This is a genomic window from Desulfogranum marinum, from assembly GCF_963675105.2.
Lineage (GTDB): Bacteria > Desulfobacterota > Desulfobulbia > Desulfobulbales > Desulfobulbaceae > Desulfogranum > Desulfogranum marinum.
Genome location: NZ_CAXXRO010000002.1, coordinates 882,402 through 908,358, shown reverse-complemented (window position 1 = coordinate 908,358; position 25,957 = coordinate 882,402). Strand labels below are relative to the sequence as shown.

Annotated in this window: 21 protein-coding genes; 11 read left to right on the top strand and 10 right to left on the bottom strand. The window is 45.9% G+C overall.

From position 1 onward, the window contains the following. Positions 1 to 61: 61 nt before the first annotated feature. Entirely contained in the window at positions 62 to 403 is a 342-nt protein-coding gene (locus ACHZCY_RS04850; protein ID WP_205222341.1) for a TraR/DksA family transcriptional regulator, read from the bottom strand. Between the two features lie 436 nt (positions 404 to 839). Further along, positions 840 to 1,508 carry a nitroreductase gene (locus ACHZCY_RS04845; RefSeq protein ID WP_319548033.1) on the bottom strand — a complete coding sequence of 223 codons (669 nt, stop codon included), beginning with the start codon at positions 1,506 to 1,508 and terminating at the stop codon, positions 840 to 842. A gap of 284 nt (positions 1,509 to 1,792) precedes the next feature. Between ACHZCY_RS04845 and ACHZCY_RS04840 the strand changes: the two genes are divergently transcribed. Further along, a complete protein-coding gene (locus ACHZCY_RS04840; RefSeq protein ID WP_319548032.1) occupies positions 1,793 to 2,122 on the top strand; it encodes a hypothetical protein in 330 nt (109 codons plus the stop codon). Between the two features lie 131 nt (positions 2,123 to 2,253). On the opposite strand, the gene ACHZCY_RS04835 is transcribed toward ACHZCY_RS04840, so the two are convergent. The 6 genes from ACHZCY_RS04835 to ACHZCY_RS04810 all read right to left on the bottom strand — a co-directional run bounded on the left by ACHZCY_RS04835 (position 2,254) and on the right by ACHZCY_RS04810 (position 11,792). Beyond that, a complete protein-coding gene (locus ACHZCY_RS04835; RefSeq protein ID WP_319548031.1) occupies positions 2,254 to 4,665 on the bottom strand; it encodes a Lon protease family protein in 2,412 nt (803 codons plus the stop codon). Between the two features lie 182 nt (positions 4,666 to 4,847). Beyond that, positions 4,848 to 5,630, bottom strand: a complete 783-nt coding sequence (locus ACHZCY_RS04830) for a slipin family protein (protein WP_319548030.1) — start codon at positions 5,628 to 5,630, stop codon at positions 4,848 to 4,850. Continuing rightward, positions 5,623 to 7,008 (bottom strand): NfeD family protein, encoded by a 1,386-nt coding sequence (locus ACHZCY_RS04825; protein WP_319548029.1) that lies wholly within the window; start codon positions 7,006 to 7,008, stop codon positions 5,623 to 5,625. Before ACHZCY_RS04825 ends, ACHZCY_RS04830 begins: the two co-directional genes overlap by 8 nt. Before the next feature lie 318 nt (positions 7,009 to 7,326). Continuing rightward, positions 7,327 to 8,892: a nitric oxide reductase transcriptional regulator NorR gene (gene norR, locus ACHZCY_RS04820; RefSeq protein ID WP_205224893.1), complete on the bottom strand. Its 1,566-nt coding sequence runs from the start codon at positions 8,890 to 8,892 to the stop codon at positions 7,327 to 7,329. 11 nt (positions 8,893 to 8,903) lie between these two features. Continuing rightward, the gene (locus ACHZCY_RS04815) at positions 8,904 to 10,679 is read right to left on the bottom strand and encodes an ExeA family protein (protein ID WP_319548028.1); all 1,776 of its coding nucleotides are present in this window, start codon (positions 10,677 to 10,679) and stop codon (positions 8,904 to 8,906) included. Between the two features lie 120 nt (positions 10,680 to 10,799). Next, complete coding sequence (locus tag ACHZCY_RS04810) at positions 10,800 to 11,792, bottom strand: TAXI family TRAP transporter solute-binding subunit (protein ID WP_319548027.1); 993 nt, start codon at positions 11,790 to 11,792, stop codon at positions 10,800 to 10,802. A 777-nt stretch (positions 11,793 to 12,569) separates the two neighbouring features. Between ACHZCY_RS04810 and ACHZCY_RS04805 the strand changes: the two genes are divergently transcribed. Then, positions 12,570 to 13,397, top strand: coding sequence for a GAF domain-containing protein (locus tag ACHZCY_RS04805; RefSeq protein WP_319548026.1), 828 nt, complete (start codon positions 12,570 to 12,572; stop codon positions 13,395 to 13,397). A 110-nt stretch (positions 13,398 to 13,507) separates the two neighbouring features. Further along, positions 13,508 to 13,924 carry a DUF255 domain-containing protein gene (locus ACHZCY_RS04800; RefSeq protein ID WP_232371264.1) on the top strand — a complete coding sequence of 139 codons (417 nt, stop codon included), beginning with the start codon at positions 13,508 to 13,510 and terminating at the stop codon, positions 13,922 to 13,924. Between the two features lie 189 nt (positions 13,925 to 14,113). Here ACHZCY_RS04800 and tviB read toward each other — a convergent pair whose 3' ends face one another. Both tviB and queD read right to left on the bottom strand, forming a co-directional pair. Further along, positions 14,114 to 15,391: a Vi polysaccharide biosynthesis UDP-N-acetylglucosamine C-6 dehydrogenase TviB gene (gene tviB / locus ACHZCY_RS04795; protein WP_319548025.1), complete on the bottom strand. Its 1,278-nt coding sequence runs from the start codon at positions 15,389 to 15,391 to the stop codon at positions 14,114 to 14,116. Positions 15,392 to 15,516: 125 nt separating this feature from the next. Continuing rightward, positions 15,517 to 15,885, bottom strand: coding sequence for a 6-carboxytetrahydropterin synthase QueD (gene queD / locus ACHZCY_RS04790; RefSeq protein WP_205224962.1), 369 nt, complete (start codon positions 15,883 to 15,885; stop codon positions 15,517 to 15,519). 150 nt (positions 15,886 to 16,035) lie between these two features. Between queD and ACHZCY_RS04785 the strand changes: the two genes are divergently transcribed. From ACHZCY_RS04785 to ACHZCY_RS04750, 8 genes are all read left to right on the top strand, one after another. After that, positions 16,036 to 16,764 carry a tRNA1(Val) (adenine(37)-N6)-methyltransferase gene (locus ACHZCY_RS04785; RefSeq protein WP_319548024.1) on the top strand — a complete coding sequence of 243 codons (729 nt, stop codon included), beginning with the start codon at positions 16,036 to 16,038 and terminating at the stop codon, positions 16,762 to 16,764. A 1-nt stretch (position 16,765) separates the two neighbouring features. Further along, entirely contained in the window at positions 16,766 to 18,295 is a 1,530-nt protein-coding gene (locus tag ACHZCY_RS04780) for a YifB family Mg chelatase-like AAA ATPase (protein ID WP_319548023.1), read from the top strand. Between the two features lie 367 nt (positions 18,296 to 18,662). After that, positions 18,663 to 20,399, top strand: a complete 1,737-nt coding sequence (locus ACHZCY_RS04775; protein ID WP_319548022.1) for a hypothetical protein — start codon at positions 18,663 to 18,665, stop codon at positions 20,397 to 20,399. Positions 20,400 to 20,436: 37 nt separating this feature from the next. Continuing rightward, the gene (locus ACHZCY_RS04770) at positions 20,437 to 20,811 is read left to right on the top strand and encodes a hypothetical protein (protein ID WP_319548021.1); all 375 of its coding nucleotides are present in this window, start codon (positions 20,437 to 20,439) and stop codon (positions 20,809 to 20,811) included. Beyond that, entirely contained in the window at positions 20,808 to 21,077 is a 270-nt protein-coding gene (locus ACHZCY_RS04765; RefSeq protein ID WP_319548020.1) for an HPr family phosphocarrier protein, read from the top strand. Before ACHZCY_RS04770 ends, ACHZCY_RS04765 begins: the two co-directional genes overlap by 4 nt. Before the next feature lie 2 nt (positions 21,078 to 21,079). After that, positions 21,080 to 22,891, top strand: coding sequence for a phosphoenolpyruvate--protein phosphotransferase (gene ptsP, locus ACHZCY_RS04760; protein ID WP_319548019.1), 1,812 nt, complete (start codon positions 21,080 to 21,082; stop codon positions 22,889 to 22,891). Beyond that, on the top strand, positions 22,888 to 23,916 hold the full coding sequence (gene thiL, locus ACHZCY_RS04755) for a thiamine-phosphate kinase (RefSeq protein ID WP_205223642.1): 1,029 nt from the start codon (positions 22,888 to 22,890) through the stop codon (positions 23,914 to 23,916). The genes ptsP and thiL overlap by 4 nt, the downstream gene beginning before the upstream one ends. Before the next feature lie 619 nt (positions 23,917 to 24,535). Beyond that, the gene (locus ACHZCY_RS04750; RefSeq protein ID WP_319548018.1) at positions 24,536 to 25,885 is read left to right on the top strand and encodes an NAD-binding protein; all 1,350 of its coding nucleotides are present in this window, start codon (positions 24,536 to 24,538) and stop codon (positions 25,883 to 25,885) included. Positions 25,886 to 25,957: the final 72 nt, after the last annotated feature.

Below are 25,957 nucleotides of genomic sequence, written 5' to 3'. Positions count from 1 at the left end.
GCTGGAAAGCTCTGGTTTCTTATGAACATTGTGGAAACGTGGATTGTGCAGCTGCTTGTTGTTACATTTTGGAAGCACACTGTACACAAAAGGGATTTGCCGGATCAAGATTTAAGCGACGTTGGGCAATTTCTTCATCACAGGCAGCACAGTAACCGTATTCTCCTTCTTCTATCCGCTCAAGGGCCGCATCAATACGGGTGAGTTCAATTTCCCGACGGCGTTTGTTTTCCAGTGCCATGGCCTGAGACTGCATCGCATCCATCCTTGACAGTCTGCCGACACTGGATTGATCAAGATCAACCGGGCGGGTTGAATCGTTTGCTGTTTGCTGCATGGCAAGGATATCTTTTTGCTTTTGGAGAAGGACTTTTTTGTAATGAGGTAGGTCTATATTATTCATACTATCAGGGCATAAAAAGTGAGATTGTAACCAGCTTGTTGTCCAAAGGGGTGATTATACTGATTTCAGCCGGAAAGTTCATCCATTCAATAGACTCTCTATCGGTAAAATTATGAGAAAACGTGTTCGGATAGATATAGATTATAGAAAAGACTGTTGATGGGGCTTTGATGACGTGCGGGCACGTCTGGGCAAAATGCATGTAGGCGAGCTGTTTACCTTTCTCTGTGTCCCATATATGGCAGAAAAAATGGATTGCATCATTCCTGAGTTTGGCGGAGAAATTTGTAGAAAAGAGGAGCGTGGGTATGGGATTGTTATTACAGCCGTTAAAATAGAGTTATGAATAGCTTCTTTTTTCGAAAGATTAACAGCAACAAACACACAATGCGATTAGGAAGAATGTTGGATCATCATTATGTGTTTGCTGGTCCTGTTATTCGTCAAAAAAACGGGTAAACACCTCAACCTCTTCGCGCGGTGTTCTGTAATTATTGACCGGCGCTTCTTTATTCTCGTATCCAAGAGCCATTCCACCAATAAGAATCGTTTCTTGGTCATATCCCAGTGATGTTTTCACTAATTTCGGAAATTGGCCCAATGCGGCTTGAGCGCAAGTCGCAAGGCCTTCTTCAACGGCTGCCAGCATAATAGACTGGATGAACATGCCGTAATCAAGAAAAGAACCTTTTTTCATAACCGGATCCAGAAAGAAAAAAAGAATCACAGGTGCACCAAATGCCTGGTAATTTGCAGCCCATTGGGTAAGGCGGGCGACTTTATCCTGCCGTTTTATATTCAGGGCATCGTAGAGTTGCGCACCACACGAAACGCGCCTTTTTTTATAGGGGTCGTGCCATTCAAGCGGATAATACTGATAATCCATTTCGGCGTCGCTTCCCTCCTTAAATGCATTCTCCATGGCTGTGGTGAGTTCCGTTTTTTTCTGTCCTGTGACCACGGCTACCTGCCAAGGCTGGGCATTGGTGCCGGAGGGAGCATGACGGGCAGATTGGAGAATTTGTACTATTTTTTCTTTACTCACCTTTTTATCAAGAAAAGCCCGGGTAGATTTACGGGCGAGAAGAGCTTCGTGTACGTTCATATGTAAATGTCATATAAGGGTTATTGTTATTTAGCTTACCGATATTATTTAACATGTATGCTGTGGGCTTTCTTGTTCCCAAAGTAGCAGATAGCGCAACAGTAAACATGGTATTGGGTCAAGGCTATATTTTTTGTGACATTTTTCACTTCACCACAGAGATTAAAGGCGCTTGTCGGTTGGAGGTCATAGTAAAGAGGTAAACAGCGGTCAAAATCAAATTTTGAATTTGTCTTACTTGTTTCTTGTCGATACCTTTTGTGGCCTTACGGTGGTGGGAGTGCATGTCAATCCAAACGATGATTCTGGTGCCTCGACCCAAAATAGATGGAATTTGTGAGGCAATATTGCCTGCCGCTCAACTATTAGCTGGAGAATCTTGGGAAACTGTCGCAGTTTCCGAGACGGGATTCAATTTGACAGCAATAAAGGCTGGCCTGCTTGCTGTACCGATGCGTATGCAATCGAGTTTTAGAAGGGTAGATCGCATCGAGAGCATGGCAGGGTCAGTGGTGACTCTGCCTTGGTTGCTGCTGTGTAACGCTCAGGCTCTCCGCAGATTCTCACGTTGGTCTCTTGCCTCTTCGGACGGTCACGGTTTCCCGCATAGGTAGACTATCAGAGTCTTCGTTCACCTGCGGCAAACCGCGCTAGTCCAAATATGACTTACCTGAGAGCGGTTACATCTCATAAGTAAGAAAAATTATACCGTTATAGACCAAGTTACATTGCTGTTATAATAAAATCATGATTCTGAATCTTGCTGTATGCTTTTCCCCTTATTAAATGCCCTCAGGTCTTGCGCAAAGCGGAGCAGGGTAGCCTCTACTCTGCTGTTAATGGAATCTTTCGGGTAGCCGTCTTCGCTGGGTTCACCGGCCTCCAGACCGGTGAGCAATGCTATGGCCTCGTCTACCTTTGTGACAAGGTAAATAGAAAATTGTTGCTTACCAACGGCCTCAACCACTTCTTTTTTGAGCATGAGATGGCGGACATTGGTTTCCGGAATAATTACGCCTTCCGAGCCGGTTAATCCACGCGCTTTGCAGATATCGAAAAAACCTTCAATCTTTTCATTGACCCCACCCACCGGCTGGATTTCTCCTAATTGACTCACTGAACCGGTGATAGCTATGTCCTGGCGTATTGGAACTCCAGCGAGCGAAGAGAGCAGGGCACACAGTTCGCCGCACGAGGCACTGTCGCCTTCAACTCCTCCATAAGATTGTTCAAAGACCAAGCTGGCCTGTAGGCCCAGTGGAATGTTACGGGCATAACGGGAGTTTAAAAATCCGCCAAGGATCATCACTCCCTTAGAATGAATAGGGCCAGCCAGTTCCACCTCACGTTCAATATCAACTATATTGCCTTTTCCCGGCCTGGTTACAGCGGTGATACGGGTTGGAAAGCCGAACATATTGTCACCGATCCCAACCACAGACAAGCCGTTCACCTGGCCAATTTTTTTGCCACTGGTATCTATATGACGGATGTTTTCTTCAATGGATGAAAAAATGCGGTCACCGATTCTCCCGCCTCTCCGTTCGGAAGCTTTCAGGGCCATTTCTATATCCTGGCTATCGATATGGTGTTTGTCCGTTTTACGAGCCAGGTAATCAGCCTCTTTAATAAGGTCAGCTATTTTGCGAATATGCAATGAAAGTTTACTGGAATCACCGGCATGACGCGCTGCCTCTTCGGTTACTCGGGCAACCGCAGTTTTATGCAGGGGCAGCAGATTTTTTTCCCCGGCGAGGGTACCAATCAACGCTGCATATTGTTGTTGACTGGCTGCATTACGTTCCATGTCGTATTCAAAATCTGCCTGCACTTTAAACAGGGTGTTAAACTCCGGATCATGAGCCTGCAGCAGATAATAGATCATGGGTTCGCCAATAAGCACCACCTTGACTTCGAGCGGTACCGGTTCCGGCTCTAGGGAGACCGTGCTCACCAGACCAAAAAGACGCTCGACCGGTTCTATCCTTATCTGTCGGGACCGCAGGGTTCGTTTCAACCCCTCATAGGCGAAAGGCTGCATGAGAAGTCTCCTGGCATCGATAATGATGTAACCACCATTGGCACGATGCAGAGCGCCTGGCCGGATTAGGGAAAAGTTGGTGGTCAGCATACCCATTTGCGCTTGGTGTTCAATACGGCCATGGACGTTCTGGTAGGTTGGCATGTCTTCATAAATAACAGGAGCTCCAGCCTCTGTCTGACTGACAAGGACATTGACTCCATATTGATTGAACGTCGGAGGGCCAGGCTTGAGAGAGAGAAAAGGATTTTGGTGACCATCTGCATCTTGGAGGAAATCATCCACATGTTCAACAAGCTGAGCAGTGATAGACTTGAGATATGCTATCACTTTTTCGTGATCAGCATATTTGTTCAACAAAGCGTGAATGAGTTGGCCGATAGAAAGACCGGCGGTTTCTTCTTTTAACTTTTTCTGCTGCTCCTTTGCTTCGCGATTGACCTTGTTGACTTCATGTACGGTCTTGTGCAGTGTGCCATGTAGATTCTCTATTTTTTTTTCAAATTCTTTTTTGGTTGATTCGGGCAGTTTTTTAAACGATTCCAGATCCATGGGTTCTCCCTTCTCGTCCATGGGAGAAAACATCATACCCTGGTCATTTCTGATAACGGCAATGGACTGCTCTTTGCCTTTGTTTATCAGTCCTTCATAGAGTTTGTCCACTTTTTGCTGCAGTTGTTCGCCCAGAGCTTTTATTCTGATACGGTAATCGTCTCCTTCGAAAATGGTGGGTAGGGTGGTTTTAACCGCTTCGATAAGCTCGGACATTTCCTTTTTAAAAACTGGGCCCTGTTGGGGAGGGAATTCAAGAACCAGGGGTTGGTGGGCACTCTCGAAATTATAGACGTAGCACCAGTCACTGGGGGTGGTTTTGTTTTTTGCCTGTTTGTGGATAAAAGATTGAACTACACTGTGGCGCCCAGAACCTTCCGGACCGACAACGAACAAATTGAAGCCCCGTGAAGGCATGGATATAGCAAATTCGACAGCCTCTAAAGCACGTTCCTGGCCAATGTAACTTATAAGTTCTTTTATTTCTGCTGTGGTTTCAAAAGGGAAATCATCAGGATTGCAGTGGTGGTAAGCTTCTTCCTGGGTAACGGTGCGTATTTTCATAAGCTCTCACAGTGTAAGGGTTGAACTTTTGCACGTCAGGTCGTTTTTTCGATGGTGATTGCAGGAGTCCTTTTGTTACGCATACTTGGGAAACATGCATCGGTCCGCAACGTTCGCCAAGTATTTTTTCAGCCCTGCCACCATTTCTATTTTAGCAGGTGCAGTAAGGACAGTTCAAGTTATCAGTCTTTAGTTGCCGAAAATTCTGTTTTTTTATCAAAAATTGAACTGATCAAATCAATGGGCAGGGGAAAAATAATAGTTGATGCATTTTCATTGGAGATATCATTTAAAGTCTGCAAATATCGCAGCTGCAAGGCCTGAGGATTGCGGGAGATAATGTTGGCGGCTGCCAGTAATTTTTCCGAGGCCTGCAGTTCTCCTTCAGCATGAATGACTTTTGCTCGCCTTTCACGTTCCGCCTCAGCCTGTTTGGCGATGGCGCGGATCATGTTGTCGTTAAGGTCCACATGCTTGATTTCCACATTGGTCACCTTGATACCCCATGCATCTGATTGCTTGTCAATTATTTCCTGAAGGTCGGCGTTCATCTTTTCCCGTTCAGACAACATCTCGTCCAATTCATGTTGCCCCAGGACGGACCGGAGCGTAGTTTGGGCCAGTTGACTGGTTGCGTTAAAATAATCTTCCACCTGGATAATCGCTTTTTCCGGTTCGACGACTCTGAAGTACAGCACCGCGTTGACCCGTACGGTTACGTTGTCTTTGGAAATAACATCCTGGCTGGGCACATCCATGGTGATTACACGCAAGTCAACCCGAACAGCCTGTTGAATGCCAGGAATGATAAGACGAAGCCCTGGTTTTTTCACCGTTTGAAAGCGACCCAGGAAAAAAACAACCAGCCGCTGGTATTCCCGGACAACCTTGATGGAGATGGCCAAAAGACTAAGCAAAAGAAAAAGGGAAACAACAATGGGAAGGGAATAAGCAGTATCAATCATTTTTTTCCTCCTCAACGCATTCAAGTTCCAGTATAAGCCCGTTTCGGGCGGTAACCTTGACTGTTTGACCTTGTTTAACCGGCTTGGAGCAGCGACCCCGCCAAGATTCGCCGTGAATCCAAATGCGACCTTCAGTATCAAAATCTTCCATGGCGTGGCCAAGACTGGCAAGCATTTGCTCACTGCCGGTAATTATTTTCCTGCGGCGAATGGTTATTAGTTTCCCCGCTAACAGAATAAGGAGCCCGGCCGACGTAAAGGCAGTTGCACTGATTATGGGGATGGATATTTTAAAAGCAGGCTCATCCATAAGAATGATTGAGCCAATAACAAAGGCGATAATGCCTCCTATTCCTAAGGCACCGAAACTAGGGACAAACGCTTCGGCCACCATGAAAGCCATACCAATAATGAGCAACAATAATCCTGCATAATTAACGGGCATAATCTGAAAGGTGTACAAGGCAATGACTACTGATATTGCTCCGATAACGCCTGGTAAAATATATCCGGGATTTGCCATTTCAAAAATCAGCCCATAGATACCGAGCAGGAGAACGATGTAGGCAACATTAGGGTCAGTGAGCATCATCAAAAGACGAGTGCGCCAGTCAGGCTGCTGGAACTCAAGGGTTGCCATTTTGGTTTCCAGGATCTGTGCACCGGATACCGTGTTTACTTTTCTGCCGTCTATTTGTGTGAGCAGGTCGTTAAGGTTGTTGGCTACGATATCTATCACTTTTAAACGCAAGGCCTCTTTTGCAACCAAACTTTCACCTTTGGTGACAGCTTTTGCCGCCCACTCACTGTTGCGTCCGCGTTTATCTGCCAGGGCCTTGATATATGCTTCGGCATCATTGATCATTTTTTTCTGCAACGTGTCCGGTAACGATTCCTTGTTAGTTTTTTGTTGTTCTGGGTCGTCCTCTTCTGATGGAAGTGCGGGGGTAGGAAGCCTGCCGAAATTTACAGGGGTGGCGGCTCCAAGGTTGGTTGCCGGTGCCATTGCCGCGATGTGACTGGCGTAGAGAATGTAGGTTCCTGCGCTGGCGGCCCTGGAACCTTCAGGGGCGACAAATGAGATAACCGGAACCGGAGAAGCTAGAATGCCTTTGATAATTTCTCGCATGGAGGTGTCCAAGCCGCCAGGCGTGTCTATGCGGAGAACAACGGCTTTTGCCTGTTGTTGATGGGCTGTTGTTAAACCTTTTTGAATATACTCGGCGAGCGCAGGCCCGATCACTCCTTTTACTTCCAGGACCAGCACCCTGTTAGTGGTTTGAGCAGTTACAGGCATGCTTAGGCAGAGTAGTGCAAGGATAAAAAACAGGATACGGTGGACAATACGCTGTAAAATGGCCTGTCTCCATTTGTTCATTTTGGAAAATCCCTCCTCGGCAGCCATCTGCGTATAAAAAACATATTATATTACATATGTTACATTTTAAGCATCGGTCATGGGATGTAAACAGTGTGCTGGTGAAAGTTTTATCGACGCATTGGCTGTTGGAAAAGGCTCCGAGAGTATGAAGGCCGTATCCCAACTCTCCACGAGCTGCTCGGCCGGCATTCCTATGTGTCGAAGTCGTGGCTTACCTGCTGAACAGTTATAGTTAGGGGTAGATTGACTGTTGTTAGATCTTCGCTGAATGGTTACTGGAAAACAGTTTTGATGGTGAGCTGGTTCGCTGCGCTCTCAGTCTTTTTGTTTTTTGCGAAGCCCAAGCCGGGTTGCCAGGTTATGCAGATTGCTCCTGTTCATGTCCAAGTCACGGGCAGCGGCAGACCAATTTCCATTGTTTTTGTCCAGGGCGGATTTGATGAGCCGAATTTGCAGTGCTTTCAGCTCTTCACGCAATGAGATTTTGCCGATAATCTTTGAAGAAGGCTCTTCTGCTTGAGCAGGGTTTGTATAGATTGTTGTTCCCAGGTCTGCAGTTAAGTGTTGCGGACGCATGGTGATCATGTCGTGATGATCTACGCCTGCTGATGCCTTTAATATCGACCTGGAGATAATGTTTTCCAGTTCGCGGACATTGCCTGGCCAGTTGTAGCGGAGGAGCAACTGCAGTGCGTCTTCACCTATTCGAACTCTTTTCAGCCCTAATCGAGCCATGGACCGTTCTGCAAAATATCCTCCCAGCACGGCTACATCTTCTTTTCGTTCTCTGAGCGGTGGTACTTTGATGGGGTAGACATTGAGGCGGTGATAGAGGTCTGCCCTGAACCTACCCGCTGCGACCTCATTTTCCAGGTTTCTATTGGTTGCTGCAAGCAGCCGCACATCCACATGCGCCATTTTTTCGGATCCAACTGGTTGAGTTTCGCCTTCTTGGATGACGCGTAATATCTTGGCCTGGTTTTCAAGTGAGAGTTCACCGATTTCGTCCAGAAACAGGGTGCCTCCGTCGGCAAGCTCAAATTTTCCGGTACGGGTATGGGTGGCCCCTGTAAAAGCCCCTTTAACATGACCAAAAAGCTCGCTTTCGGCCAGCGAGTCAGTCAAAGCCGCACAGTTGAGATATAATAAGGGCTTTTCCCTGCGCAGGGATTGAGTGTGAAGAGCTCTGGCCACAAGTTCTTTACCCACTCCTGTTTCGCCTAAAATGAGTATGGTAAAATCAGATTTGGCTACCAAGCTTATCTCTTGCCGAAGTTGCTCAATAACCCTACTGGTGCCAAGAATCTCCGTACCCTGCTGGGCGAGAGCATCCTGCATTAAATCGGTGGCTATCTGTCCTTGGCGTTCGGCCTTCTTTTCCAGGGCTATAAGCAGGTCAGCTGTCTGCATTTGTGCGCCTGCCATCAAACCGATAACTTTTAGAAATTTTTGGGGAAGATGGTCAAAGGCGCCAGGGTCGAGGGCGTCGGCGGTCAGCACGCCAACAAGTCTGTCCCCAACATGAAGGGGGCACCCCAGGCACGCGTGTATGTGCTGGGTTGATTCTGGTACCGGAGCAATTAATCCATCAAAAGGATCGGGCAGAGTTGAGTCCTTGGAGAAGAGCACCGGCTCACTGGAGTTGCAGATAATATCGAGTCGGGGGTGAAGTTTGCGTTGATATTGGCGTCCCAAGGCGTCGGGAGTTAGTCCTTTGGCTGCCAGCGGTATCAGTGTATCGTCTTGGATTCTTAATAATGCTGCAGCGTCATAAGGGATAGCAATGTGTAGTGCATCGAGCAGGCGCTGGTAACGGTCCTCTGCGCTTAAGATGGCAGTGAGATTGGTTGCTATTGCTGCAAGGGTATCAAATTTGCTCATAATATGGCCGGTCAGGGGACCTTTTGTTCCTTTTTCTTGATCAGCCAGTCGATCACATCTGCCGGGGCAGGCTCATGCTGGAGTATTTCCTTTTGTTTCTTGAGTGAGGAATGGATCATTTTGATTTCCCCTTTTAAATCTGGTTGTTCTTTGTTGATGTTTTTGTTGAGATCAACGAATGCTCCTCCTGCCAGAAAACGTTCCAAGTGTTGATTCCTTTTGCCCGTTTCGGGAAGGGGCAATTCTTGTTTATTCTTGGGGATATTTTCTTTGGGTGAGAGAAGAACTACTTCTTCTCTTTTTTTCTGCTCAGTAGCAAATTGGACCGGTTTTTCCTGCAAAAGGTCACTGGTCGTTTCCTGAAGAAGGTCCTCAATTTGGTCTTGAAGTTGAGGCATAACCAGTTTATCTCCTTCACCGTTTTCTTCAGCAGTTTGTGTTTGTTTAAGGAGTGGAATTGGTTGAGGAGTGAGGGAATCCTCCTGTAAGAGCACATTTTCTGGATTATCCGTTTTTGTAAGGGGAGCTTTTTTCTGTGCAATGGGGAGCGTGTCATCAGCCTGATCTGACGATGTGGTAGATGAAGAGGCTGAGCTTCGTCCTTGATCAGGAGGCAAGCTGGCTAAAGACATCTGACTGACAGGTTTTTCCGTTTGTTGTGCCTGGGGCTGCTCCACTTTTATCTGGGGTAATCCTTCCGGTCTCTTTGCCCATTGATTAAAATACACATAAACACCGACTCCAAGTACCAGGATCAGGCATAATCCAAGTCCAGGTAAAGCAATAGATTGTTTTGGCTCTGGTTGTTGCTTTTCTTTGTCTTTGTCCATTTTGGCAAAAACTTCCAGGGCAGAAATTCTTTGTTTTTCTGCAGTTTTTACCTGTTGAACAGGTTTGGTGTTTTTTGAGGTATTTTTTGGGCTTTCATCCTTGCCTGCGGTATCGATGCCCTTGCGAAGTTTCGGTACGTCGCCCCGGCGGCGGGTTGGGAATTGGAGTTTGTCGACGCTGGCGAGGATAAGCGGTGCATCAATTTCCGTTGTTTGTTTGCTTTCGCCCATAAACAAGGCCAGGTCGCATATATTGTTGATTTGTACCGGATACCCGTTGGCGTGTTGGTGGATTTCCTGAATAGCATCGTCGGTAAAAATTTTACGGGTGCTCCCTGCAACCTGGAGACGATGTCGAATATAGTCAGATGTCTCTTCCAGGGTCATTGCTGGAAGATGGTGGAGAACCATGTCATGCTTTTCGAAAAAGGTAAGGAGATGACCTTTTAAACACTCGGCATTGTCAAGTTGGCCAACCAGGCAGACGGACAAGCCTTCAAGCTCTTGAGTAGCAAGGGCGATGATTGCTTCTATTTCCTCTATTAATTGCGGAGAAAGCTGCTGGGCCTCATCCAGTACCAATAGGACATGCTTCTCCTGCTCTTCTGCTTTGTGCAGCAGGGCCAGCATTTGTTTGTGGAAGATTTTTCGGGTAGGAAGAGGTCCTGGCAGCTGTAAGGCGTGGCCGGTTAAATCATAGAATTCACGGACAGAAAGCCGGGAGTCCTGAACCAGAGCAATAAGTACGGATGGATCTAGCGAATCAAGGACCGCACGAATAACGCTGCTTTTACCGCAGCCAGGATCACCCGTAACTAAACTGATTCGTGTGTGCCGTTCAAAATCAAACTTGAGGATCTTGAGTAATCTATGAATTTTTTTCCCCTGCCAAAAAAAGGCAGGGTCAAAAGAACTCTGAAAAGGAGCTTTGTTGAGATCATAAAATGGTAGATACATGATCAGCCGGTGTCCATTTATATATCACCGCTTGTGCCCTACATATTTTCAAAGTAGCCTTGAATTATAAAAAAGTGATTCATTATAACAGAACTCCAGCTAAAAAAGAACGCCTGATAGCTAATTTTGCAACACATCCTTAATTGCTTCCAGAACCGGATTTACTGTCTCTGTTTGCTTGGTGGCTGCCGGTCTGGCTGCCAGTCGTTTCTGTACACAGTCATACTGTTCCCAACCCTTTAGAGGAAAATCCAGATCCACTGCATTCCACTTGGGGTGACCGTTTTCCTGTAGCCATGCTAGATTGTCATAAATGTAGCGTCCTACCCGGCCAACATTTACACAGTTCTTATTACGAAAATTGTACGAAACCAAAACAGCTTTTACTGCTTTTGTTGGTACGGTTTGCTGTTGCCAGCCATAGGTCCCGGCGGGGATATCTGTTTCCGGATAAAATTCACCTATTGCCTCGTTTCGAATAGGGACCAATATCAAGTTGTCGCTTTCACTGATTTCATCGGAAAAAAGCTTTACCGGGTATCCAGCCACATAGAACATGGCATCTATCTGACCAGCTTTTAATTGTGTGAGTGCTTCGTTGGTCCCAATGGTAACGATTTTTCCAGGAGTTACTCCGGAAATTTCAAAAAGGAGGCGGGCAGTAAGGTAGGTGCCGCTTCCTTCAGTGCCGATTGCGACCTTTTTTCCTGTCAGGTCGGCAAATTCTGTTAACGTATTATTGCCGATAAGGTGAATCTCTTCATTGTAGAGCGGAAATACCAGTTTGATTTTTCTGGCGATCTGCTGCAATACAGGATCTGTCTCTATCCGTGACACAAAGGCCAGAACATCAGCCTGGACAATGCCCAGTTGCGTTCGGGGACGTTTAAAAACGGCGTAAACATTCTCCACCGAACCTTTTGAGGGAGAAACGGAGAGCTGTATGTTTTTTGTTTTCACAAGCTCGGCAATGTTCAACCCAAACTGATAATAGGTACCTTTAGTGCTACCGGTTACTATTCCCATTGAAACGGGAGGAGCCGCATTGCTGGTAGTTGTGATGAAGAGGAAAAGGCTCAGGTTGAACAGGATGATCGTGCAAATTCGTTTCATGGCCGGCCTCCTTTGGGAGTAATAAAAGAGCATTTAGACGTAGCAGCCAGCCATGGAACTTCATATGTTTCAAATCTAAATCTGTGAGCGTGCAGGAGCAGCGCGGAGGCTAGGTGGCAACATGTTTATTATACTGTATAAGTATGTCGAAACGTTGCCGGCATAGCAGGTGCGCCGCTTTTTGACGCCCTGTAAGGCGGCTTGGTGTGTCTGAGCTTTTTAGTAATTTGCAGGAATGTTATTTTATAACAAACAATAAACCATACTCAGCTCCTGGGCCGCCACAGATTCAGGTAACAGTTTAGGCTGGTCATATAGAATTTATAACATGCCGCTTATGAGGAATTATGTCAAGAGTTACAAAGTGTTAAAATGGTTTTGAGTGTGTTTGTTGTATTTCCAGCTTGCTTTGTTATAGAGCATTGGCTATGCCGCTACCGGCAGACTTTTTTTCAGCAGCAAGATAAGTAAAAATTTGACCCGGTTTTATCGATATTTATGCTTTTCTCTTAAAATCATGTACACAAACATATTTTGCCGCAACTATTTAAATAATCTTGGATTCGTATACAATGTGTAACCATTCTGGAACACTCCAGCTCTCCATGATCTGCCCGTCCGGCATATCGATGTATCGAAATCGGGGCTTACCTGTTAAATCGGTCAGCTTGTGAACATGTGGAGCACTGCTGAAAGGTAGAGTTTTGGGGGCGATTGACAGTTTTGAGATATTCGCTGAATGGTTCTGAAAATATTATCAAAGAGGTGAGCAGGGGTATGGAAGACGGCACTGTGGGGCACACTGAAATTGAGCAAGAAAAAATGAGACGGGTGAAGGCCGAAGAGACTCTTGCTTCCATGCAGCTTTTTTTATACGATTATTTTCACAGGCTAGGGCCGGATCCAATGCAAAATATTGATATTATAGTAGAAACAAGTTGCAAGGCTCTTCACTCAGCGGTCGCGTTGTATAATCGTCTTGAAGATGGTGTTCTTAAAACTTGGTCGATATACAATGGACCATCAGATTTTAAAAGAGAAGACAATCCTTCCGGACATATCTGTTATGATATGACCATCAGGAAGCGATCAGCAACAAATGTATCCCCTATTGTTTTCGAAAATTTGGAAGGAACAAAGTGGGAAGAACTTGACTCCAACGTAAAAACGTATGGCATTAAATCGTATATAGGTTTTCCGGTCATCTTAGAGAATAAGGTCGTTGGGTCTTTGTGTGTTGTTGATCTCAAAAAAAGGAACTACTCGCAGATAGAAAAAGATATACTGGCTGCCTTTTCAAAAGCTGTTGTATTGGAGGAAGAAAGGAAGCTGGCACAGGACAGGTTGACCCTGTCAAACAAGGAACTGCTCCAAAAAAACCAGGAAATTAAGCAAGCCTTTTCAAAAGTTAAGACGCTCAGTGGCCTGTTACCTATATGTGCTGCATGTAAGAAAATTCGTGATGATGAGGGCTATTGGAACCAAATTGAAGCCTATTTGTCGAAACATACCGATACAAAATTCAGTCACGGTCTTTGTGAGGAGTGCGCTGAAAAGCTATATGGCGATCAAGAGTGGTATAAATATCCTTGTCAACCAGGATAAGGCGTTGCTAGAGTTGAACAAGGAGTTCGTGGAGCAGGCTCTTGTCCTTCTCGATCCTGTTGTTGTTCTCACGTGAGTATTTAAGATTGACGAAGAGAGGGAGGTAATGCTTGGCAGGAAAACAAAATCGGTTAGCTCGGGAAAAGAGCCCCTATCTTTTGCAACATGCTGCCAACCCAGTGGATTGTTTTCCATGGGGAGAAGAAGCTCTTCGTGTTGCCGTCGCAAAAGATCGACCCCTGTTTGTGAGTATAGGATACTCAACCTGCCACTGGTGTCATGTGACCGCCGGCGAGTCTTTTGCTGATTCGGAAATTGCTGCTTTGCTTAACAGGTGGTTTGTCAGTGTAAAAGTGGACCGGGAAGAACGGCCAGATGTGGACCAGCTGTATATGGCGGCCACTGTGACAATGAATGGTAGTGGCGGCTGGCCTCTGTCTGTTTTTTTGTTGCCTGATGGCCGACCGTTTTATTGCGCCACCTTATATTCCTCCAGACTCCATGCCTGGACGTTTGGGGTTTATTGAGGGTAAGGCAAGGTTTCATTTATTATGCGCTGCATAGAGTTGCAAGAAAATAAACAGGAGATTGCACGAAAGACCGATCGCTTTGTGCGAAGTGCTTGCACCATGCTGAGAATGCGTCTCCCGGCCGAAGAAAGGAAAACGCGTTTCTTCAGCCGAGGGTGGACACAGATGGAATTGTTTTAATTTTTTTTAAAGGGTTCCGTCAACCACTTCCTGGGGAAGAGCATGTTTAACGTCATAGATGACACACTGCTCACGGCAAATATTTTTCAGGTTTGTTGCAGAAAATTCCTTAAACTCTTGGTGGGCAACTGCAAGGACAACCCCGTCATAGTGGGCATCAGGTAATTGTTCAAGCATGGAGACCTTATACCTGTCCCGTGCCTCTTGGTTATCGGCCCATGGATCGTAGACGTCCACATCGGCACCGTAACTCTCCAGTTCTTCGATAATATCAATTACCCGTGTGTTGCGCAGATCAGGGCAATTTTCTTTAAAGGTAAGCCCTAATATTAAGATTTTGGAATTAGCCACATGAATCCGTTTTTTTAGCATGAGTTTAATTACTTCCGATGCTATGTACCGACCCATGTCATCGTTAAGGCGTCGACCAGCCAGGATCATTTCCGGATGATAGCCAACCTCCTGAGCTTTGTGGGTGAGATAATAAGGGTCTACCCCAATGCAGTGTCCACCAACCAAACCTGGACGGAAAGGAAGGAAATTCCACTTGGTGCCCGCTGCTTTGAGTACTTCAAGGGTATCGATTCCCAATTTATTGAAGATGAGCGCCAGTTCGTTGATCAGAGCGATGTTGACATCCCGCTGGGTATTTTCGATAACCTTTGCCGCTTCTGCAACCTTTATGGAACTTGCTTTAAAGGTACCGGCAGTGATGATGGCACCATACAGCTCGTCTACAAATGTGGCAATTTCAGGAGTGGAGCCGGAAGTGACCTTCATTATAGTCGGTAACCGATGCTCATGGTCACCCGGGTTGATACGTTCCGGGCTGTATCCTGCAAAAAAGTCTTTGTTGTATATTAAACCTGCCTGTTGCTCGAGCAGAGGTATGCAGACTTCTTCTGTCGCACCCGGGAAAACCGTTGACTCGTAGATAACCACATCGCCTTTTTTTAATACCTTTGCTACTGTGCGTGATGCTCCCTCTAGCGGTGAAAGGTCTGGCCGCTTGTTGCTGTCAATAGGGGTCGGCACGGCAATGATAAACACATTACAGTCTTGGAGGTCGTCAACTGAAGAGGTGAACCGGAGTGCGCCTGCCTGTTTGAGCTCTGCAGAGCTTACCTCCCTGGTAGAGTCTTTTCCATTTTTGAGTTCTGCTACTCGTTCCTGTTTGAGGTCAAAACCGATAGTTGGCATTTTTTTGCTGAATTCAACAGCCAACGGCAGGCCTACATAACCAAGACCAATAACAGCTATTTGTGAGGATTGTATTTCAGGCATCGGGGCTTCCTGGTAGAATTCGAAATGTTAAGTGTGATGGATTTTTTACGAGTCCATCAAGTGTGGTTTGGAAAATACCATGCTGTGAGAATAGTATTGTTGAGACGGAAGTGGTTGCGAACTGATTAGTCACCGTAGTAAATAACACCGCTGGAGTCGGTTTCACTAATCTCAACAGCATAAAGGCTATATCTCTCTGTGTGCAAAGTTTCCCTCAGCTGGTTAAAAATATAGGTGGCAATGTGCTCTGAGGAAGGGTTGTTAACTGCAAATGCAGGGTGCTCGTTAAGGTCGCAATGGTCAAGAGTGTCTATGACTTCATTGACATGGACCTTGAGGGTTTTGAAATCAATGCCCATGCCAAGATGGTCTAGTTTTGCGGCGCGCACGGTAACTTTGACTTTCCAGTTATGACCGTGTGGCTTTTCGCAGGTTCCTGGATAGTCACGTAGATGGTGTCCTCCGGAAAAATGGGTCTTAATAAAAATATCCATTTAATGGTATGCTTCCTTTTTAATATAAATAAGAGTTGTTCCGCAGTACCCCGCGACATCCGCTCATCTTGAGCACTGGTGAACAGTTATAATGAATAAATTTCATGAATTACTGATAGGAATCCAGAAATTAATATTGATAGCGAGTAGATGAAAAAAACCTTTGATACTTTATTTCAAGGGCAGTTACATTGCAACCAGTATGAGCAGGGATATCGATTTTCAGTCGATGCCGTGCTGCTTGCCCACTTTTGCCGGTTGCAAAAAAGTGATGTTCGTGTCCTGGATCTTTGCTGCGGGTGTGGTGTGGTAGGCCTGATACTTGCCTATAGGCACCCTTGCGTAAACATCTCAGCAGTCGACTTGCAGCCTTGCATGATTGAACTAGTGGTTGAAAACGTTCGAAGCAACGGGTATACCGACCGTTTCACTGCTATCAACGGTAACGTCGGCAACATAGAGCAGTATAGCCGGCCAGAGTCGTTTGATCTGGTAGTGTGCAACCCCCCATACGGGAAGATTGCCGGCGGACGGCATAATTTGATTGAGGAGGTGGCTATTGCCCGTCATGAAATTATCGGTGATTTACAGAGCTTTGTCCGCGCCGCAGCCTTTGCCGTAAAAAACCGGAAAAAAGTTGTTTTTGTTTATCCCGCAGCACACACAGGAATGCTTATTTCTGCAATGTATACTAAACGTCTTACCGTGAAAAGAATACAATCTGTATACTCCTATCCAGGTTTGCAAAATGCACGACTGGTACTGGTAGAGGCTGTTAAAAATGGTGGCGAACAGTGCGAGGTGCTTCCGCCTTTTTATATTTATAGCCAAAAAAACGGCGGGTATTCGCCGGCAATGGAGGCCATGTACAGGGAGTGATATGCTAGCCAAAGTAAAAAGTGGTGCTGTTGCCGGTGTCAACGGATTGATGGTGGAAGTGGAGGTCGATCTGGCCCAAGGGTTGCCCGCTTTTTCTACGGTTGGTCTTGCCGAGGGCGCTGTGCGGGAGGCAAAAGACAGGGTCAAGGCGGCCATTAAAAACGGGGGATATGAGTTTCCACAGCGGAAAATTACTGTTAATTTAGCTCCTGCATCAATTAAAAAAGAAGGGGCAGGGTACGATCTTCCCATTGCTCTGGGGATCCTCGCTTCTTCAGGGATTATTCCGTCTGACACTTTTGCTGACACTGCAGTTGTAGGAGAACTTTCTTTAGATGGTTCGGTAAAGAGAATTCGCGGGGTGTTATCAATGGTACTTGCTGCCAGGGATAATGGAGTGAAACGTTTTTTAGTGCCCGCTGAAAATGCCTCAGAGGCTGCGGTTGTTAAAGGTATAGCTATTGTCGGTATCGAGCGAATTGATCAAGCCGTAGAGTATCTGGCCGGAGCGCTGGCTATCGAGCCGGTGGAAGTTGATCTTGATGTTTTTTTTGGTGCGACTAACCGGTATCAAGACGATTTTAGCGAAGTCAAAGGCCAAGAGCATGTAAAACGAGCATTGGAAGTGGCCGCAGCAGGCGGACATAACATTCTGCTCAGCGGGGTGCCTGGAACCGGCAAGACCATGATGGCAAGGCGATTGCCTGCTATTTTACCAGACCTGACGCTGGAAGAAGCGCTGGAGACAACAAAGGTTTATTCTGCAACCGGAGCCTTACCGCCCGAAATACCGTTGATGGTGACTCGTCCGTTTCGCGCACCCCACCACACCGTTTCTGATGCCGGTCTTATCGGCGGTGGGCATATACCTCGGCCGGGCGAGGTGTCGCTTGCCCACAATGGAGTTCTTTTTCTGGACGAACTGCCTGAATTTAAGAAAAACGTGCTTGAAGTGTTGCGACAGCCAATGGAAGATGGGCATGTTACCATTTCCCGTGCAGCAATGAGTCTTTTTTTTCCTGCCCAGTTTATGTTGGTTGCAGCCATGAATCCATGTCCATGCGGGCACCTTGGGGACCCGTTCCATGAGTGCACCTGCAGTCCGGTTCAGGTGCAGCGATACCGGAGCCGGCTGTCAGGACCCCTGTTGGACCGAATCGATATGCATGTGGAAGTGCCGGCTGTCCAGGTGGAAAAGCTTACTCAGGCATCTCCAGGTGAATCTTCTGCTGCAATCAGGCAACGGGTAAACACTGCAAGAGCGGTTCAGTCTGAGCGGCTTCACTCGGATAAGTATGTGTACTGCAATGCGCAGATGTCTTCCCGCAATATAAAAAAATATTGTCAGATTGATGACCCATCCCGTAAGCTTTTAGAGAATGCCATTGCCAGGCTAGGCCTTTCAGCACGGGCGTATTACAGGATTCTCAAGATTGCCAGAACCATTGCCGATCTTGAGGGTGTTGAGGATATCCAGGTTTCTCATATTGGAGAAGCTGTACAGTATCGCCGGGTCCAGTATGAAAAATAAGGCGCCTTTTGCCCAGTTGAAGAGCGTTTGCAGGTTATGGCATTTTTTTTGTATATACGGAAAATGTGTTTATTGTTTTGCGGATCATCTCTACATCTGCACGACATGTGCGTACTGCTCTAACCCGAATTTCTCATGAACATTGTGTCAGCCTGTCAAATTACAAACAATTCTTATATGTTATAGAAGCTAAGATGAAGTTGAAAGTTTTTCACAATGTTCACCAACGGTCAGTCCATCCAGCACCATTTTCTTCAGTATTTTGGCAATGAATATAGGCGACTATCGGAGTCTACGCTTACCTATTCATTACCAAAAACTTTGAACCTGGCGCTGCCTGAACTGATGAGAAATCCAGGCTAAAACTATGCTGCTCAAATATACTGCAATTCATAAAAATATAGTGAGCGCTTTTGTGTTGCTCATAGTGCTGGCGGCAGCATGTTATGTTTTAACTGTCAACCTGACGCCTGTACCTGATCCGGCAGACCTGGTCCCCGCAAATACTGTTGCATTTGTTAAGGTGAAAGACCTCGCAGATGTGGCGCTTGCCCTGAAAAAATCTCCGGTGGGCAAACAGTTGATGGCCCCGGAACTCGGTTCTATTCTAGATGAGCTTGGCGCGGAACAGGGTTTACGAGAGAAGGTTTTAGAAATTGCTGCAGTTTTTAAAAAGCTGGTTGAGCATCCTTTGCTGCACGTCATTTTTGGCAGGCAGGCTGGTTTGGCTCTTTTGCCTGCTGAAGTTAACGCAGCTGAGCCTGCGGTTCACTTTGCTCAAAACTTAGTTCTTGTTGCCCAAACAAAAGTGCCGATTGCTCCCGGCTTGCTTTTCTCCAGGTTTGTGCCGGAAAATGTTTCTACCAGTAGTAGTCTTTATTATGGAACTACGATAACATCAGTAGTGTTGGAAAATGGGATCACCCTTTACTACGCACTCCTTGAGCAAAATCTTATTTTTGGGCTTGACCCTCGGCCGGTACAGCGATGTATTATTCTTGCCGGAGACCGGTTGCTGCGGCCGGGGTTGACCCTCTATCAGGAAAAGGCTTATCAGCAGGTTTTGGAGGATTCGAAACATAAAGAAAATGCACTGTTGTATGTTAACTTGGCCGGTGGTGTGTCGCAGTGGGCTGGACTTACAGGGAAGAGTGATAACAGGATACGGGTTGGTGAAGAGGAACGACTTTTTTTGTTGCAGCGGTCAGGGATCAATAAAAATACTATTCGGCTGGTTCTCAAAGGATATGGGCAACGGCCAACCGGTATTATCCAGCGTTACCAACTGGCATCTCCGATTGTAAATCCCCACCTACAGCAAATACCTTCCGGTACTGCTGTTTATTTTTGGAGCAATTGGCTGAATTTTTCCAAGTTTTGGTTAGTCGCATCCCAAGCACCTACCTTGAAGACAGCAACGGTGATGTTTTATATTGCCCAGCAATTCTATGAACATACCGGGACCGATATTTCGACCTTTGCCTCCCTGCTGGGTGAGCAGTTTGGTTTTTTTATTAAAGAGGTGCCATCTGCAACGTTTGCAACCGTCCCTATGCTTTGTTTGCAGTTACAAGTACGCGACCCTGCTGCGATGAAAAAAATGCTGAAAAAACAGCTGAGTGGGGTGAAAACCCATGTAACTCGAATAGATAATGTTGAAGCGGTTTCCGTGGTGATGGCAGGGGGGCTTATTCAACCAACCTATATTATCATAGATGAGTGGCTTATTATTGCTGATCACATAAACCAGATCAAAGAGTTTTTGGAGAGTAGAAAAAAAACGCTTTTTTCCGATAAAGCCTTTGTAAAGGTCAATAATGGGTTTACTCAGAAAAGCAATGTACTCCATTATGCAAGAATTGATAAAGTGAATCAGGGACTGCTGCATTTATTATATTGGGGTATAAGTACCATGGAGGGAGCTCATGGGCTTACCAGCAAGCAACAACGTTTGCTTATGGAGCGGTGCGTACTTCCTGTGTTTAAGAGTCTTGCCAAGGTCCGGTCTCAGGGAATACGCGTTGTGAGGCAGGCCGAAGATCTGGTGGTGGAAGTTAATTTGTTGTACACTTTGCAACGAAAAAATGAAAAGATAAAAAAGTAGGTGCTTTCAAGGTATCTGCTGTTACCTATATATAACTATGGAAAAACTTGTAGCTGATCTGAAAGAAATACTTCCTTTTAAACAGACAACTGGTGTCGGTGATGTGGTTATTGTGGTTGCCAAGGAGCCGCAGCTTTTAACGTATGCAATGATCAGTAAAATAGAACGTGATGATACCAGGAAGAACGAATGGTGGCATGTGACCATGCAGTTTCTAAGTATTCCTTTGCAGGAGGTTACCTGGACACTTCGCACACCGCAATTTACCGGGCAAGAAATTTTTACTATGGGAGGTGAAGGGCGTTTTATTCAAGCCGTTGATTTTAACTTCGAAGATGAGGCAGTACAGCCGGAACCGATCAAAGGCAGTACACCGATTCCCATGAAAAAAGGCATCCGAAGAATAAAGTGAGCCAGGTTATTGCGTCATATAACATAGGCAACAGCAAAGGTGTACATGGCCGGGTGGCTACCAAGCTGGCGGAAATAGCCCTTGAATTTGATGTGGAGGTCCTGATTGAACATAATGGTTCTCAGGTGAGTTGTGATTCTATTCTCGATGTACTTTCCATGGCGTTGGTCCATGGAAGTGAGGTACAGGTAATTTTGTCAGGAGAGAAGGCTCGATCAGCCTTGGTTGAGATAGGGGCTGTGTTAACTGCAGAAAACGATCCGTGAGCATGGAAATCGAAAATAATAATGCTACGCCTTCACTTTCTGGGGAGAGCACTCCCAACCTCTTGCAGGGTATAGGTGTATCGCCAGGCATTGTTATCGGCAGAGTTGTTGTTATAAAACGTCACACCTGCCGTGCCGGTCGATATCATCTGCCACCGGATCACATTCAAAAAGAAGTAGCACGGTTCCATCAGGCCGTTACCAGGGCAGAAGATGAATTGGTAAGATTAAGAGAAAATTTTGCCGATGATCTAGCCGATGCGCTTTCCATTATTGATTCCCATATCTTAATGCTTAAAGACCGGATGATTTACGATCAGACTATCCGGTTTATTAAATCTAAAAATGTTAATGCGGAATGGGCTCTGGCCCAGTCATTAAACCACATTAAAAACAGGTTTGATAAAATCGCCGACCCTTATATTAAGGAAAGGTACGCAGATATCAAGCATGTAGCCGATAGGGTGTTCAGCATTCTTTTCGGCCATAAACCATATCAGCTTGTACAGGAAAACGAGCCGGTTATTGTCGTGGCCAATGATTTCTCTCCTGAAGATACCATGCAGCTGCATACCGAAAACATCCTTGGCTTTTTGTCGGAAAAGGGTGGCGTTACCTCCCATACCGCTATTGTAGCCCGTTCGTTGAATATTCCAGCTGTTATTGGACTGACCCATATTACAGGATCTATAGCCACCGGGGATACCATTATTCTTGACGGTGGCCTTGGTCAGGTGATCATTAAACCTGACTCGGAACAGGTGCAGGTATATAGACGTAAGGCCCTGCAGAGCGAGGTGATCGCTGATGAACTGGCACCCTATGTCCATCTTTCTTCGGAAACTTTTGACGGCTATAGTGTTCGCCTGAGTGCGAACATTGAAATGATCGAAGAATTGCAAACGGTGCATAGGTATGGCTGCGAAGGAATAGGCTTGTTTCGTAGTGAATTTGATTTTTTTCATCAGCAGCCTCAACCCGATGAAAATGCACTGTTGGCAACATATCGACAACTACTTGACTCCATGTCGCCACATCCGGTGACAGTGAGAACGCTAGACGTAGGAGGGGACAAATTTTTAGATCACCTTCCTGATCATTCGTCCCAGCTCGATCCTGAAAGAAATCCGGCTTTAGGCCTACGTTCAATTCGTTTTTCTCTGCATGAAATCAAACTGTTTACCATGCAGTTACGGGCGTTGTTGAAGGCCTCGGCTTATGGACGGCTACGTATTTTATTCCCTCTTGTATCCTCCCTGCCTGAATTACATCAGGCAAAGGCTATTTTACGAAAGGTCTCCTCAGATTTAGACAAGGAAGGGGTGGTTTACGGCTCTGATATTGAATTGGGAGTTATGGTGGAAGTGCCAAGTGCTGTCATTTTGGCAGATGTTTTTTCAAAAGAAGTAGATTTTCTTGCCATTGGTACAAATGACCTTATCCAATATTCTTTGGCAATAGATCGAAGTAATCAACATGTGGCCCATATGTATGATCCCTTTCATCCTGCCGTGTTGAGAATGATAAAGCAAACAATTGATGCCGGCCATGCCCAAGGAATCTCCGTTTCTGTATGTGGGGAAATGGCTGGAGATGTTATCTGTGCTGTCGTTTTATTGGGACTGGGGATTGATGAGCTGTCCATGCGGCCTGCTGTCATCCCGCACATAAAAAGATTGCTTCGCCATTTTCATTATGAGCAACTGCAGCAATTAGGAGAAGATGTCTTGCGCTGTGTAGACGGACAGCAGACAAAAAATTTTATCAAGGCCTATTTAGCCCAACATTACCCATACCAGTGTAACAACTATTGAAAGAACGAGACATTATACAACATATAACCAATTTGGCTCCAAGCAAGGGTGAAGGGGTAGTGCAGGGAATCGGTGATGACTGTGCTGTGATTGAAAAAGATGACAACACCGTATGGCTGTTGACCATGGATACCCTGGTGGAGACGGTTCATTTTGATCGTAAGTGGCACCCCCCTGAACTGCTCGGCCGAAAATCGATTTCAGTCAATGTCAGTGACGTTGCCGCAATGGGTGGAAAACCCTTGTTTGTGCTGCTTTCAGCAAGCTTACCCCAATCATTTGATCAGAAGTGGTTTTCAGCGTTTTCCGAGGGTATTGCTCAAGGTTGCCGGGATTATGGTTGCATCCTGATTGGTGGCGACACTGTATGCAGTCCGGAAGGATATAGTTTTACTGTCACTGTTATCGGAGAAACAGCAAAAGAAAATGTGCTGTATAGAAGTAGTGCATCACCCGGTGACGAAATTTGGGTGAGCGGCTGGCTGGGCCATGCTGCTGCCGGCCTGGAGATTTTTTCCCGTGGAATAGATAGCAATGCTCAGGAGTTTGAGCCCCTGCTCAATGCGCACCTTAACCCAGAGGCTCGAACCCAACTGGGGCTGGAACTCGGCAGATGCGGACTGGTTAGTTCCATGATGGATCTTTCCGATGGTATGGCAACGGATCTCGCTCATTTATGTCAGCGCTCAAAAGTGAAAGGTGAAATTTATGCTGACCGGTTACCCTTGTCAGCATTGCTGGTAAGGGCTACTGATATTCTTGGTTTATCACCCACGATGCTTGCGTTGAACGGCGGAGAAGATTACGAGTTGCTGTTTACAGCTCCCCCTGGTGCCGCTTTTACTGTGGAACAGATAGGTCAGGCTTGCGGTCTTGATTTGTATAGGGTGGGGCATATCTGCGAAGGTTCGGGCGTCGTGCTGCTCACTCCTGATGACCAGAACAATATCAGAGAACAGAGGATTGCCTATGGGGGGTTCGATCATTTTGGAGCGGATAAAAAGCGGCATGGAAATACGAAGTAAAGCCGCTGTCTTTTTGCTGGTGCCCCTTTGATTATTTTTTCGTCTTTTTCCTAACCCATGCTATACTCAGCTTAGACGATATCTGTAAGGTACGCATTCCGTCTGCCAATTTTTAGCCCGAATTTCTCATGAGCATTTTGTTGTTTCCAACAAAAAAAACAGTAATTTCGGAGCTATGCTATTATAATCAATCAGCTGTAAAATTAACAAAATGCTCACCAAAGGTCAGTCCATGCGATACCATCTTCTTCAGTATTTTGGTAGTACAAGGTAAGTGTAGACTCCGATAGCCTACTATGATTGACTACCAAAAACGTTGAACCCGGCACCGCCTGAATTGATGAGAAATCCAGGTTAGGACCTGCTGGAGTGATCTCCTGTTTTGGGATGGTACATTAACGGGTATCTTGAATAATTAGCATTTAGCCCGATTTCTCGGGGGCTTGCGATTAATTTTTATTATGCTTGAAATTTTATCCTCGGAGGTCAGCGAACACTCCGATAGTAAGTATATGCCTTGTGGTGAAATTTATCGCATGCCTCGGAGTCATGGCTCCTCTGACCTCGAACTAAATTGCTAATCATTTAAGATACCCAATGCTGTTGATGGGACGTCTTCATGTTTTTTATTAATAAAATTACTCTTTCTCTGCTGCTGCTTTCCTCCACTATCATTATTGGTGCTCTTGGATTCAGTTTTATCGATAAATACCCATTTATTGACGCCCTTTATATGTCGGTGATCACCATTACCACGGTTGGTTTTGGTGAAATCTACCCGCTTTCTGAATGGGGACGTTTATTTACCGTTGTTTTTATATTGCTTGGTTTTGTTGTCCTGGGTTTTGTGGGCCATTCGATTGTAGAGTCACTTTTGGAAAAGGTGTGGAGTGGGAATGTTTTGGAGAAGAGAATGAAAAAGCAAGTTGCATCGTTAACCGGCCACCATATAATTTGTGGCTTTGGTAGAGTAGGCGAAGTCGCTTCTGAGCATCTGGAAGAAGCTGGTGCTGATTTTGTTGTTATAGATGCTGCTTCCGGCACACACGAAAAATGTCAGCAAAAAGGGGTGATTTCGGTTGAAGGCGATGCAACGCGTGAGTCTGTCTTGCTGGAGGCAGGCATAAAAAAAGCCAGCGGTCTTCTTGCATTGGTTGATTCTGACCCCTTAAATTTGTTCATTGTCCTCACTGCGCGAGAACTTAACCCCACTCTACACATCATCGCCCGTTCAGAGGAAAAGCAGACAGAAAAGAAAATCCTGCGTGCCGGAGCAGATTCGATAATTTCTCCTTTTGATTCAGCAGGTCGTCAGATAGCGGGTGACTTGCTTACAGCTACCGGAAAAGTTAGGGATGGCTTGGTGCAGCGAGCAAGAAAAACTACATCTCTCCCTGAGTGGGTTGTTGTTGGGGCGGAGTCGGATATTATTGGAAAGTCGATCCATGAAGTTGAGATTTTACTAGCGTGTGAGGTCCTGGGTCTGCGAAATAACACTTCAGATCTGTTGCAGCCGGCAGAGGATATCGTCGTCAAGCAAGATGATCAATTGTTTGTAGTGTCGAACGGGGAAAGTGTTAAATGCCTCGCAGTAAATGGGGTGTCACCGAGAAAGATTGTCATAGTTGATGACAATCCTGTGATAATACGATTGTTCACCAGGTTGTTTCAAAAGGAAGGGTATCATCCTTTTTCCGCAACAAATGGTGAGGAGGGCTTTGAGCTTATTTTACAAGAAAATCCAAGTGTCGCTGTTATTGACTACATGCTTCCAGGTATTTCAGGGCTTGATATCTGTAGAAAATTGAGGGCAATTAATTTTGGCGATCAGTTGAAATTGATTGTTTTTACAGCAGAAAACAACGGGGATCTTCGTCGGCAATGTCTCGAGGCTGGGGCAGATGCCGTTATCGTGAAGAGTTCTGAGGCGCAGGAGATAATCAAGACAGTGAGGCAAATGGCGAGGTAAAAGCTGAAAAAATATCAGTAGTTGAAAAGTGAGTAGCTGGGGAAGCAAAAAGGGGGATCACGGTTTGATGGT